11 protein-coding genes and 2 riboswitches are annotated in these 13,088 nt (G+C 52.3%); of the genes, 2 read left to right on the top strand and 9 right to left on the bottom strand.

What is annotated here, in order from left to right; genetic code table 11:
- Positions 1–241 precede the first annotated feature (241 nt).
- The 9 genes from JQC72_RS04840 to JQC72_RS04800 all read right to left on the bottom strand — a co-directional run bounded on the left by JQC72_RS04840 (position 242) and on the right by JQC72_RS04800 (position 10,729).
- On the bottom strand, positions 242–1,555 hold the full coding sequence (locus tag JQC72_RS04840; RefSeq protein ID WP_205493365.1) for a homoserine dehydrogenase: 1,314 nt from the start codon (positions 1,553–1,555) through the stop codon (positions 242–244).
- Between the two features lie 80 nt (positions 1,556–1,635).
- Positions 1,636–1,765, bottom strand: a riboswitch (SAM riboswitch).
- A gap of 159 nt (positions 1,766–1,924) precedes the next feature.
- Entirely contained in the window at positions 1,925–2,944 is a 1,020-nt protein-coding gene (locus JQC72_RS04835; RefSeq protein WP_419179839.1) for a fumarylacetoacetate hydrolase family protein, read from the bottom strand.
- A 66-nt stretch (positions 2,945–3,010) separates the two neighbouring features.
- The gene (locus JQC72_RS04830; protein ID WP_205493364.1) at positions 3,011–4,132 is read right to left on the bottom strand and encodes an MGDG synthase family glycosyltransferase; all 1,122 of its coding nucleotides are present in this window, start codon (positions 4,130–4,132) and stop codon (positions 3,011–3,013) included.
- Between the two features lie 140 nt (positions 4,133–4,272).
- Entirely contained in the window at positions 4,273–4,560 is a 288-nt protein-coding gene (locus JQC72_RS04825) for an alpha/beta-type small acid-soluble spore protein (RefSeq protein WP_205493363.1), read from the bottom strand.
- Positions 4,561–4,704: 144 nt separating this feature from the next.
- Entirely contained in the window at positions 4,705–5,340 is a 636-nt protein-coding gene (locus JQC72_RS04820) for an FMN-dependent NADH-azoreductase (RefSeq protein WP_205493362.1), read from the bottom strand.
- A gap of 199 nt (positions 5,341–5,539) precedes the next feature.
- On the bottom strand, positions 5,540–6,268 hold the full coding sequence (gene sleB / locus JQC72_RS04815) for a spore cortex-lytic enzyme (protein WP_419179838.1): 729 nt from the start codon (positions 6,266–6,268) through the stop codon (positions 5,540–5,542).
- 3 nt (positions 6,269–6,271) lie between these two features.
- A riboswitch (cyclic di-AMP (ydaO/yuaA leader) is annotated at positions 6,272–6,420 on the bottom strand.
- Between the two features lie 134 nt (positions 6,421–6,554).
- Positions 6,555–7,172, bottom strand: coding sequence for a superoxide dismutase (locus JQC72_RS04810; RefSeq protein WP_205493359.1), 618 nt, complete (start codon positions 7,170–7,172; stop codon positions 6,555–6,557).
- Positions 7,173–7,614: 442 nt separating this feature from the next.
- Positions 7,615–8,754: an HAD family hydrolase gene (locus JQC72_RS04805; protein WP_302104524.1), complete on the bottom strand. Its 1,140-nt coding sequence runs from the start codon at positions 8,752–8,754 to the stop codon at positions 7,615–7,617.
- Between the two features lie 226 nt (positions 8,755–8,980).
- On the bottom strand, positions 8,981–10,729 hold the full coding sequence (locus JQC72_RS04800) for a cell wall-binding repeat-containing protein (protein WP_205493355.1): 1,749 nt from the start codon (positions 10,727–10,729) through the stop codon (positions 8,981–8,983).
- Positions 10,730–11,375: 646 nt separating this feature from the next.
- On the opposite strand from JQC72_RS04800, the gene JQC72_RS04795 reads away from it, so the two are divergent.
- Positions 11,376–12,245: a metallophosphoesterase gene (locus tag JQC72_RS04795; RefSeq protein ID WP_302104506.1), complete on the top strand. Its 870-nt coding sequence runs from the start codon at positions 11,376–11,378 to the stop codon at positions 12,243–12,245.
- Between the two features lie 342 nt (positions 12,246–12,587).
- Positions 12,588–12,950, top strand: coding sequence for a hypothetical protein (locus JQC72_RS04790; protein WP_205493353.1), 363 nt, complete (start codon positions 12,588–12,590; stop codon positions 12,948–12,950).
- Positions 12,951–13,088: the final 138 nt, after the last annotated feature.

Raw genomic sequence — 13,088 nt, 5'->3', positions numbered from 1 at the left:
CCGGATCACTTCATCTGCAGGAAAGCAGACAGGACCGCTACGACCCAGGCATCGCGACGCGGACAGCGTACGCTTGGGGAAACTGTCCGCGATCTGGCGTTTCCCGGGTCTTCTGCTCAGTCAGGGCCTGGGGCTTCGCTCATCGGGAACAACATCCCTTACGGTACGAACGGAACGCTTCAGACGAAAATATCAGGCCCGCTCCCGAAATCGCAGCCTGATGCGAGCGTCGCCGCCCACATCAGCTGACGGAACCCACACCCACCATTTCTGTTTCTTCTTGCGAGACGGAAGCCGCCAACACCGGGCGGGTGATGATCCGTTTGACGGACACTTCCCATTCCGCAGGCAGGACTGAAACCAGCCGCGGCTCCCAGTTGCGAACGAGGAAAGCGGCATGGCTCCGGCCATGATCCGGATAGATGAGCGCATCCAACACTTGGATGCCCGTATCGAGGAGATCCGCCTTCCACTTGTCCGCCGTGTCGGCAGGCAATACATCCTCCGTTTCGATCAGGAGGAACTGGAGACCACTTTCTTCACCTGCCGGCAAAATCATCGGGCGACGAAGAGAGGCGGCTCGCAAAACAGGCAGGCGGTACACATTGCACAAATCTTCCACCACCGCACTGCCTGTGGGTTGTTCGCCCGCACCTTGACCCACCAGCGTCACATCTTGCACGACATCACCTTCCACATGGATGGCGTTGTATACGCCGCGAACGCCGGAAAGCGGATGGGATAGCGGCACCAAGGTGGGCGCGACTTGCAATGCAACCGGTCCTTCTTCACCGTATTGTTCCGCTTGGGCGAGCAATTTGATGGAATATCCCAAACGACGGGCGATCTCCAATTCGGCAACCGTGATGTCCGTGATCCCTTTTCTCGGGATGTCTTCCACCTTCACATCCACCCCGAAAGCCAACCGGCAGAGAATCGCCAGTTTGTGAGCCGAATCAAAACCTTCGACGTCTGCGGTCGGATCGGCTTCAGCGTATCCTTTTTCCTGCGCCTCTGCAAGAACGGAATCAAACGAACGCCCATGTTCGGCCATTTGCGTCAGAATATAATTGCAGGTACCGTTAACAATCCCGGAAACCTTGTGAATGCGGTTGGCTTTGAGCAGATGCTGCAAGGTGCCCAAAACGGGGATTCCGCCGCCCACACTGGCTTCATACAACAATTGAACGCCCTTTTCACGCGCCAGCTGCTCCAGCTCCACCCCGTGTTTGGCGATCAGCTCTTTATTGGCTGTCACAACGTGACATCCCGCTTCTATTGCTTTCACCACATAGGTGCGCGTGGGTTCGATTCCGCCCATCGCTTCAATCACTACCTGCACCCCCGCGTCCAATACATCCTCAAAGCGGGTGGTCAGGAGATGTCCCACGCCTTCCACCTTTCGTTTCTTGGTCAGATCCCGCACCAGAATGCGGCGCACTTCAAACAGCGTGCCCGTTTTGCGTGCAATCACGTCTTGATTGGACTGGAGCATTTTATATGTTCCCGTTCCCACCGTTCCCAGTCCCAATAACGCAACATTGACACGCTTCATCGCCCTGCTCCCCCCTTTAAAATTTCAAAACCCTCTTCTTAAAGATAAGAAGAGGGGGACATGTATCCACGCCACCCTGCTCCTTATCTCTCAGCACCCGAAGGCACTGCAGGAATTGGCACCTTATGCCCGTACCCTGCCTACAACGCAGGGGACGAACATGGTTGCCGGGCTTCATCGGGCCAGTCCCTCCGCCTCTCTCGATAACGAGTCAGTGGTTGATCCCTATTTAATTAGTCCCTATTATCCAACAAAAAAAATACGTTTGTCAAACCCTTTTTTTTGAACAATATCAGACAGGCATCGTCATTTCGGCGAAATTTGTCCGTACCGAGTAGAAAAATGTCCGGTTCCACGGGAAACCGGACATCAATCACGCCGCTCCACGATGCGGTTGCGAAGCACGCCCAAACGCTCTACTTCCAGTTCTACCATGTCACCCGGCTCCAACCAGGGATGCACTTCCGTACCCAGCTCCAAAATACACCCGGTTCCAACCGTGCCGGACCCGATTACGTCTCCAGGATACAAAAAAACATCCTGAGAAGCCCGCTCAATCATCTCGGCAAAGGAAAAGTGCAGATCCCGGAGATTGCCGCGGGACAACTCGACCCCGTTGACACGGGCAGTCATCGCCAAATCCCAATGGTCACCGTTTCTTCGGTCTTCCAGCTCATCCGGGGTAACCAACCACGGTCCCAACGAAGTGGCAAAATCTTTCCCTTTGGCCGGTCCCAAACCGACTTTCATTTCCTCAAGCTGAATATCCCGTGCGCTCCAATCGTTGAGGATACACAGTCCCGCGATATACTCCCTCGCCGATTCCCGGGAGATGTTGTGTCCCTTTTTCCCGATGATGCACGCCACTTCCAACTCATAATCCAAACATTGTGTGCCGCTCGGTCGGGGTACAGGTTGCTCGTGTCCCAATATGGTCTGATGATTGGAAAAATAAAAAACAGGAAAATGATACCACTCCGGGATCATACTGAGGCCGCGTCGCGCCCGCGCCGCTTTGACATGTTGTTCAAACGCGTAGAAATCGCGAAAGCTGGGCGGTCTGGGCACCGGCGGAAGCAAGCGGACTTCCGCAAGTGACAATGCCACCGGTTCTCCTTCCACTTTCGCTTGATCAGGATGTGTACCCCGACAGGCATCGATTACCTGTCGCAACAATGTAAACCCCTGGTCTCCCATTTCCAGGAACGCGACCATATCCGTCGGAAGCGCACAAGAAAACGGAATCCCCTTTTCCAACATAGCCCATTCCTGGGCAAAACCGATATCCCAAACGTATCCATCCTGCACCCAACCGATCCGGGCATCCCCATACATTTCCGACCGAATGTTCAACACGTCTTCTTTGATCACATAGGTCACCAGACGCATCCAACCACTCCTCTCCTCCCAGCATATGCATCAGAAGCGGCTACTTGCAAGCCTTTTGCGGGAAGATCATCGCAACGCCCTGTGGCGTGCCGGTTGCAAAACTTCATCAGCGATCCGATCGGCCGCATTTCCGGATGCCAGTTCCGACATGACGCGGGCAACGTGTTTCCTGCGGGCCGGAGACTCCAACCAGCGCTTCATCTGTTGAGGCAAATGGCCGAACTGGACCGTTTCCGCCACCCGATGACGCAGCAAATATCGACGATTGGCCTCTTCCTGGCCCGGCAATGCCTCCAACAGTAACAGGGGCAAACGTTTGACCATCGCTTCCGTAATGGTCAGTCCGCCCGGCTTGGTGATCAACAGGTCTGCAGCATCCATGAACAAGGGGACATCGGGTCGGAATCCCTCAACGCGAATATGGGGTGGCAGAGAATGACGGGTCAGCTCAACCATCAGGGCTTCATTTTTTCCGGCCAGTACCACGACTTGGCAAATGGGACCTGCTTTCTCCAATTCCTGTACGGTTTCGCGAACGGGTCCCATCCCTTCCCCGCCGCCCATCACCAACACCACCGGACGATCCGGCCTCAATCCCAACAAACGTCGGGCCTCTTGTTTCGACACGTTTTGGAGAAATTCCCGTCTTACGGGAATACCTGTCTCGACGACCCTGGCGGCAGATTGCCACAAACGCCGTTGCGCTTGTAGAGGAACCGAGATCCCGCTGGCCGTATACAACACATCAGGTGTACCCGACAGCCAAATGGGGTGAAGTTCATAATCGGTCACCACGCAGAATGAAGGGATGCGACGCCAGTGGGAAGACAGCCACATCAATGCGAACGGATGAGTAGCCACCACCCTTGTCGGACGGAAATGGGACAGCCGCCGTGCCAGTTGACGCCGGATCATCCACCCCGCCCGCTTGATCGCTTCCCCGGAAACATAACGAAACCAACGGGACTGATGAGTCCAGTCATACAGGTAATGATACACCGCCGGAAACCGGTTCAACATACGGTGATACCCATTTTGGAGGAGAGGATGTGCCTTCGTCGGAATCCATTCCAGCAAATCGACATACATCACTTTTGCATTTCGCTCTTCCATCACATGCAACAATGCTTGTGCCGCCGAGTTGTGCCCGGCACCAAATCCCATCGACAGTAGCAACACACGTTCCATCTGGCGCCCTCCTCAATCCCACTCCTCTATCATTATGACAAAACCGGCCCGTTCCGTCTCGTGTCTCATCAATATGTCGCCAAAAATTGATCGATCTTTAACAATGATGAAACAGATTGGACGGCCCGATCGGGCCGTCGTCAGGGCCGGGATCTTTGACGCGCCAGCTGCTCCTGCGCCATTTTGACCATTTCCCGTACCATGTGGCCGCCGATGGTGCCACCGATTTTGCCGGCATCGGCTGTTTTCAAATCTCCGTTGTCACCGGGTTTGAGGGGCACGCCTACTTGCTTGGCCACTTCCATTTTGACCTGGTCAGGCGACAGCGGTCCCACACCCATCTCTCTGCTCATCACTTGGGCTTTCAACCGCTCCAAGGCCGGCCGTGACTCGGGTACCAACAATCGCCTGCGTCGTTTTCGAGCCATCTTTCCACCCCCTGCAAATAGTTTCCCATCAAGGGGAACAAATGATGTGGCGGACAATAAAAGGAAAAAACCGCCCATTTGGGCGGTCGGTCGTTCTTGATGAGGGCTGAGAGGGGGTTGTGCAATTTTCCCGATTCATTGTACTTAGAAGCGTTTGGCCAACTCACGCGCTTGTTCAACGGCTTTTTGCTTGATCGCATCGGCTTTGTCCGGGAATTGCGACATGCCTTCGGCAATGACGGATTCCACATCATCCACACCCAGGAACGACAACACGGCACGGATATAACGGTCACCGAACTCGAATTCCTTGGTCGGACCTTCGGAGTAGATACCGCCGCGCGCTTGGATATGGACGGCTTTTTTGCCTTTCAAGAGCCCGACTGCACCGTTTTCGGTGTACTTAAATGTTTTGCCCGCGATACAGATGGAGTCGATGTACGCCTTCATCCGCGGAGGAATGCTGAAGTTCCACATCGGGGTGACAATGATGTATTTGTCCGCTGCCGCAAACTGATCGACGATCTCATTGATCCGTCCCACTTTTTTCTGCTCCTCTGCGGACAATTCCTCAAACGCGGTTCCCTGCTGCAATTTGCCCCAACCGCTGAACACATCTTCGTCCAAGAAAGGGATGTCCAGTTTATACACATCCAACTCGACGATTGTATCTTCGGGATTGGCCTCCCGGTAGGCATTCAAAAATGCCCGTCCCACCTGCAAGCTGAACGACTGCTCCTCCGGTTTGGGGTTGGCAGTGATGTACAAAACGGTCGCCATGTGGGTTTCCTTCCTTTCGTTTGTGGAATAGTGATGACGGAATATGAACTAACTTTAGTTACGTTGATATTATGCATTTATATACTTACTTTTGTCAAGCGGAAAATGATGAAAAAACCTCCTCTCATAATATTTCCGTACAGCCTCGTTTTTACTCACGAAAAAAAGCCCGTCCCCCAAGGGAACGGGCTTTTCCTCGTCACTTCGTGAAAATATGCTTTCCGATTTTTTTGATTTGCGGGCGAGACCAGATCCAATCAGAAGTTGCGGTGTCCGGGTTGAAATAGTACAATGCACCGTTTGTCGGGTCCCATCCCCGGATCGCATCCATCGTAGCGCGATAGGCTGTACTGTTGGGATTCAACCAGAACTGCCCGTCCTGTACCGCCGTAAACGCACCGTCTTGGAAAATCACACCGCTTACTGTTTTCGGAAACTCCGGTGAATCAATCCGGTTCAAAATCACGGCAGCGACAGCCACTTGCCCTTTGTAAGGTTCACCTCGCGCTTCACTGTATACAGCTCGTGCAATCAATGAAATGTCTTTTTTCGAAAAGCGAGAATTTACAGAATGACGAGGCTGTTTGTGGACCTTTTTGGATACCGTCTTTTTGGACACGGTATGCCGCTTCAACGATCCCCACGTTTGGGGACCGGCAATGCCATCGATCCGCAATTTATGCTGAATCTGGTACTTGATAACCGCTTTTTCCGTGTTCAAACCGTATATGCCGTCCAGTTTGTCACGGTACAGCCCCAGCTGTTGCAAGCGATATTGCAAGTCCCAGACATCTCCGTTTTTACTGCCGTATTGGATCATCGTCGGTGCAGCCGCTTCCGCCTTACCGCTTCCAAACGGTACCGCGGCTACGATCACTGCAACCACTGCACCCGTGAGCACCCACGCCCACTTTTTCAAAGCAGACACTGTTTCTCCTCCTTTCAAGCCTCCGAGGTTAGCTGACGGGTTCGGGAAAGGAGTTGATCCCGGCCGCCGAAACGGCGGCTTCACCCCAACATGGATTGCGTCCCCCGTACCCCGCGCCGAACACCGACGCGAAGATTCGGCTGTATTGATACACGTTGTCCATTATAAGTTGGATATGGATACCTTTCAATAGAAAATGATTAGAATGTAAGGTATGTATTTCCTTGGAAATTCCACGACAAAAAAAGCGCGGCGGAAGATTCCACCGCGCTTTTGTCGATTCTTCTTATCCGCGTGCCGCTTGGTACCGTTTGGCGACTTCATCCCAGTTGACCACGTTCCAGAACGCTTTGATGTATTCCGGACGCTTGTTTTGGTATTTGAGATAGTAGGCGTGCTCCCACACGTCCAGACCCAAAATCGGCGTGTCTCCATCCATCAGCGGGCTGTCTTGGTTCGGTGTGCTCGTCACAGCCAAAGAACCGTCTTTTTTCACGATCAGCCAAGCCCAACCGCTACCGAAACGGGTGGTTGCCGCTTTGGTGAATTCTTCTTTGAACTTATCGAAGCTGCCAAAGGTTTGGTTGATGGCATTCGCCAACTCCCCGCTCGGTTCGCCGCCACCGTTCGGACTCATGATTTGCCAGAACAGGCTGTGGTTCGCATGACCGCCCCCGTTGTTTCGCACAGCGGTACGAATGCTTTCCGGCACCTGATCGATGTTACGCAAAAGGTCTTCGATCGATTTTTCCGCCAAGGCGGCATGACCTTCCAACGCCGCATTCAAGTTGTTGACATACGTGGCGTGATGCCGGCCATGGTGAATTTCCATCGTTTGCGCATCGATGTACGGCTCCAACGCATCATGGGCATAAGGGAGTGCAGGCAGTTCGTGCTTGGCCATGATTCACCCTCCAATTATGTAGGATTTGGTCCTTTTTCATCTTCGAAAAAGGACGGGCACTTACATCCTTCCCGATTCTATTATGCAAAAAACGTGGAATGATAGTCAACTTAGATGTATGAAAAGTTTTCGTTTGAAATCCCACCAAGTTGTTGATAAAGTCCGCGAACTACGATTTCTCGAGATGGCACACATCATTTGCCGGCTCACTCCGCCTGCGCCCTGCAGAGAAGCAAGTCTTGCCCGTTTCGAATCGAAGGAGAAGGCCGCGACATAGCGGGCTTCGCTCAAAAGGAAATTCTCCGCGACAAAGCCCTGCGCTTTCCCGCTTCTCCGCTTGGCCGGGCCTGACCATCGCTCACATGGGAAAACATTGCGCCTGAGATGACAGGACAGGATCTGGGGCCACTTGGTCAACCTGTCTCAGTGAGCCATCCACGGATTACTTTCCGGCTTCGCTGAAAACACGAGACAATTCCGTCACATCGCGTACAATATAATCGGCGCCCAACTCCTCAAATTTGGACCGCGCGGCCTCTCCGGTCAATCCCGTCAACGTGGCTGCAAACTTGCACCCCATTTTTCGGGCCGCCAACAAATCGGCCACCGAATCCCCCACGATCAGCACTTCCTCACCATTGGGCAACGGCAACTCGAAGGTGAGTACTTCCGCATCCGTTGTGCTCCGACCGAAATACCCTTTTAAATAAGTGTATGGTTGCGGTTTGCTGAGCGGGGCATGTTCCGGGTGCGCCCGTTCGGCCTGAATCACGTCGTCGGCGGTGACGATTCGATCCGGGTCAAACGCATCATATAATCCGAGCGCGGTAAGCGGCACTTCCGTCTCGATCAGCGGCCGGCCGGTTCCCAATCCCAGCACGATGCCCTCTGCCCGTAACCCGTCCAGCACTCGTCGGATCTCTTTGGGGTCGGCCAGCGGAATTTCCTGATGCAAAAATCCGGTTTTGCCCGGTGTGGCTGGTTCCTCGCCTTCCACCTGCCGGTATCGGTCATCACCCAGATACCATGCTTGGAACACTTGGCGGCCCAACTCCCACAACGCGCTTTTGGGTGAGAACGCCTCGGTTTCCACACCCAACCACTCTTTCGCCAACGTGTTGAAATACACGATCAATTCCTGCTTGGTGGCGTTCGACTCGGCCAATGCCGGGATGAATGCATCAAACTGCGGCTGATACGCGATGCCCGCTTCACGCAACCGTCCGCCCAACCGGCGCAACACATCGGCTGTGACGGGTCCGCTCATCGCTTCCGCCACCCAATCCGGCCGCTCAGGCTGAATTTGTTTCAACAAGCGTAGCCATTGCAGGGAAAACGTCATCTGTACCATGTCCCAGTTGGAGTTGATTCCCCGTGTTTTGATCCAATCCAATACCTTGTCGCTGTCAAACACCAGCTGGCGCAATTGACGGATTTTTTCCTCGGAAGGTTGTGTGGTAAACACATCTCCCCGCAATCCCAAATAAAGGGGATTGTACAACAGCTCCCACACGGAGAGTGCGGAAGCGTCAAAGCATCGGTCTTCGCTTAAAAACACCCCATCCACGTCAAACAAGATCATCCGGTACAATGACTCTTCCTCCTCTTTTTCACTACTTCCTTATACTTTACCAGAGGATCGCATCAAAGCCCAACCGTTAATTGCATGAATTCAGTTAACAAAGAAAACCTTCCGCACCAGTTTCCACAATGAACCTGAACGGAAGGATGATCCGACATTTTTCGCTGAAAAAAAGCCACCCTCCAGTCGCTGGACGGGTGGCTTTCATCTGTCCGGATACGTTCGGTCAGTACCCCAAATACCATTGCATCCTTTTCTCGATGGCCGTCGAAATGGAACCCGTTCCGCCAAACAGGTAAACGGAATTCAACGGCCCGATCTGTGACCTCACTTCGCTCAAATGAGCTTCCACATAGGAATGCAACCGGTCGGAAGGAGTGAGGAACAGCGGTGTGCCGGACATCGCGGCCAGCGGAGCTCCGGACAAGGCATCCGTAAACACGTCCCCCCGTGCCAACGCGGCGGAATCGGTGTACATGCCGAAATAACGAACCACATTGACCGACACGTCGTAACGGTCCACCCCGTAAATCCGATCCACCTCGCCCCGTTTGTCCAGTTCAGCCATGACGCGGTCGTCCACCGTGGCTGGACCGCCCGCGATGATGAAGCGACGAATCTCCGGATGGGCTTGGAGAAACTTGTTGATCGCTTCGGGGATGGCATCCCGTTTCACCAGCAGCAACGGATATCCGTTGAGACCTGCGGGCACGGAAACGGACAGCGCATCGGAAAACACTGTACCCGACGCGATAACGGCCGTATCGGTCGGCTGCATACGGACCAGACGATCCGCCGTGTTGGCAGACACTTCAAATCGATCTGCACCCGAAATACGCTCCGCCACAATTCCCATCTTGGCCAATTCTCCGCGTACCTGAGTGGACACGGAACCCGTCCCGCCCAGTATCACGGCATGTTTCGGCTTCAGTCGCTCGATTTCGGCTTTTACCTTGTCAGGCAGATGATCCGGCTGTGTCAGCAACAGCGGAGCTTCCATCCGCGTCGCCAACGGGGCGCCGGATAGCGCGTCCGGATAGGTCAAACCGCTTGCGATGTATACTGTTTGCGGGTCGGCATATCGTTTGTCGATTTCCCGGCTGATATTGGCCGACACCTCAAAACGGTCCGCCCCGTCCAATCGGATCAGATCGGTGCCGATCACTTCGTAGTTGGTGGATATCCAGTTGCGGGAGCCATTGCGAAACACATCATAGGTCAATGTGTTGTATCCCAGGCGGAATGTTGTCTGAATGGTGAAATCACCCGTTTTTTTGTCTCCGACCGGCCGATCGTTCAAATAGACGTACCCGGCACCGTCTTCCGCACGGGCAATCAACGTGTGCACCTGGTCTTCCTCTCCCTGATTCAACCGGGTGTAATGAGCGTCACCAAAAGGAAACCGGGTGGTAAAATGAGCTTGCTCCGGGTACGAATTTTCCGGGATCAACCCTTCCCCGCTCAATTTGAAATGGTACGGTTGGGAAGCACCCACCAATCCGAAAGTGATCAGATAATAGTTGCCCGCGGGCATGTCGTGTGTATCCGTCACATACCGCAGGGTATCCGCATTGACCAGGTAGTAGGGAACTTCCTGTCCCGCCACGTCGATCACTTCGATATCGCTTTGCCGGCTGAGACTGAAGTAGAAGTAATGGATGTCGTACATGGTGGCTTGCCCTTTGAATTCCACTACGGATGGTTCGGTTGACTGCGCGGTACCCTGTTTGCCCAACTTCATTCCTTTTTGCCCCAACGCCGCAACACTCGGTAACCGCAAAATTCCGTGGGCTTTCATCTGTTTTAACCGCGTCATTGCACGCTGTTTCATCTGTTCCTGGGTCGATCGATGCTGTTTTTGTACGCTTGTTTTCGTCGTTGAACCTTTCTGGGCATTTGTTCCCATCACCGGCATGATCGCCAACGAAACCGTCAACAAACAAGCAATCAGCAGCTTCCCCCATCTTCTCAGCAATCTGATCCTCTCCTTTTTCATCAATGACGGGCTTGGACGGCGTGACGATTGCCCCCCTCACTCTCGCTTTCACCGATCACCCTTTCACGTGGAATTTTGCGCCCCATTCTCTTTATTCGCTCATGATTTCCTTTTTGTGGCAATCAATAGATCCGTAAAATTTCATTTCCATCGGGGAATGTAAGTTGTATTTGAGTGGATCAATCAGATCACAAGCATGTAATTGCTAAGAGAACGCGATATTTTTTGCGCTTGAGTCCTGTTGATCGAGGTGAACCTTATTCTACGGAAAAGGACACTTTCTATCGTCCGGGCTCAGTACAGGTGACTTCAATGAAGGATGTTGAAAAATGAATGGTGAAAGAGAACCACTCATGCTATTCTCAACCTGAGGCATGCAAATCATATTGTCCGCATTGCTTCCCGGCTTGTTTCACCTGCGCTCTTCCGGGAAGTAATTCCGTATTGGACCGGGAGCGTAGGAAGGGCAAAATACGCTTCGCTTAGAAACAAATGCGCTCGATGGGGTTCCAGCGCTTTCGCGGGATTATGCTCTCTGTTAGGCTTTGCCCGTCTCTTACCCGGGAAACATCACCGCCAGATCCATATGACCGAACACCCCCAGCCGAATGAAAAGGGGAAAAACATGCAAATTCACACCAAGCTGACCAGAAGGCAATTTCTCAAACGATTGATGACGGTGTCGATGGGATTAACCGGATTGGCCGGTTCCGCGGGTCTGTACGGATATGGAATTGAACCGTATTGGCTCGAGGCAGTGCACGTGTCCATCCGCATTCCCCGTTTACCGCAAGCATTTGATGGGGTGCGGATCGTGCAGTTCAGCGATTTGCATCTCGGATTTCACCTGATGGCACAGGATTTGGACCCCATTGTGAAAACGATCCGGCGTTGTCGGCCCGATTTGCTTCTGTTCACCGGTGATCTGGTCGACGATGACCCCAATGTCATAACCGTGGCGATCCCGTATTTGTCCCGAATGCGTGCCCCACTCGGCCAATTCGCCGTACTGGGCAACCACGATTACCGCGATCCCGAAGCGATCGTTGACGGCTGGAAACGGAGCGGTTTTGAGGTGTTGCGAAACGAACACCGCCTGATTCGAAAAGAGGGGGATGTGATCGTACTCGCAGGTGTTGAAGATATGCTGATGTCGCTTCCGGATATCCGGAACGCTTTGGAAGGGGTACCCGCACACGCCGGCACCATCCTGATGTCGCACTGTCCGGATGTTGCGGATGAAGCGAAGCACCATCCCGTCGACCTGCAAGTGTCCGGTCACAGCCATGGCGGGCAAATTCGGCTGCCTCTGCTTGGTCATGTGATCACACCGCCGGGAGCGAAAAAGTATGTGGACGGATGGTATCGGCTGAATCGTATGCAGTTGTATGTCAACCGCGGTGTCGGAACCACCTTGCTTCCGATTCGCTTCTGCTGCCGCCCGCAGATCAGTGTGTTGGAATTGAGGAGGGGATGGAATAAGTATATTTATTAAGGGTTCCTCTTTGAATCAAATCAAGAGCTAAAAATCACTACCTATTACATATTTGCCCCTTTGCTATAATCTATAATTAATCGTTTTAAGCGACAACTATCCATTTTTCTAATAACATTTAAAATAATTTCGTTTTATGAATATCTATCCCCAATAATATTTAGTATTTTTTATGTCGCATTATATCCATCTCTCTTTAATTAATAAGACATTTTATTATTACAAATAAACATTAGAATATATTGAAAAATATCCAACACTTTGCTATAATCATTTTTGCCGCGGCACCAACCAAATAATGTTTGTGTAGTTAAAAATTCACATTATAGGGGGAATATGAAAATGAAGAAAAAACTCTTCTTTTCTGCTATTGCCGGGGTAATGTTTTTTGGGAATACAGCCTTGGCTGCTACCAGCTCTGCCACTATTACGAGCTCCATGACAGGGGCAGATGGTGCAGAATACTACATGACCGGATATGACACCATTAGTGGTGCAAACTACACCAGTTCCAGCAACGATTTGTATGTAGAGGCCTATCATACTGTAACTGGTCCGGACGAGTTGAAATCTTCCACCAGATTGGGCCCCGGGGCTTCTCTCAATAAATCAATCAATCCTGGAAATGGATATTTCTATGTTCATCTCGATCCAGCAGGTGCCTATGAACGTGGTTGTAACGGTTGGGGGAAACTTACCGATTAAGATAAGTCATATTTTTAACTAAATTATAATCCCCTTTTCTATTTTTAGATTTTATATTAATTTCGGAAAAGGGGGTTCTCTTATTTAACAGAATGCCTACATAACCTTATGAGAAAATAAGTCAGGGAGATGTTTATG

This window comes from Polycladomyces zharkentensis (assembly GCF_016938855.1).
Classification (GTDB): domain Bacteria; phylum Bacillota; class Bacilli; order Thermoactinomycetales; family JIR-001; genus Polycladomyces; species Polycladomyces zharkentensis.
The sequence above is the reverse complement of the archived record's forward strand: the minus strand, read 5'-3'. Positions and strand labels throughout refer to the sequence as shown.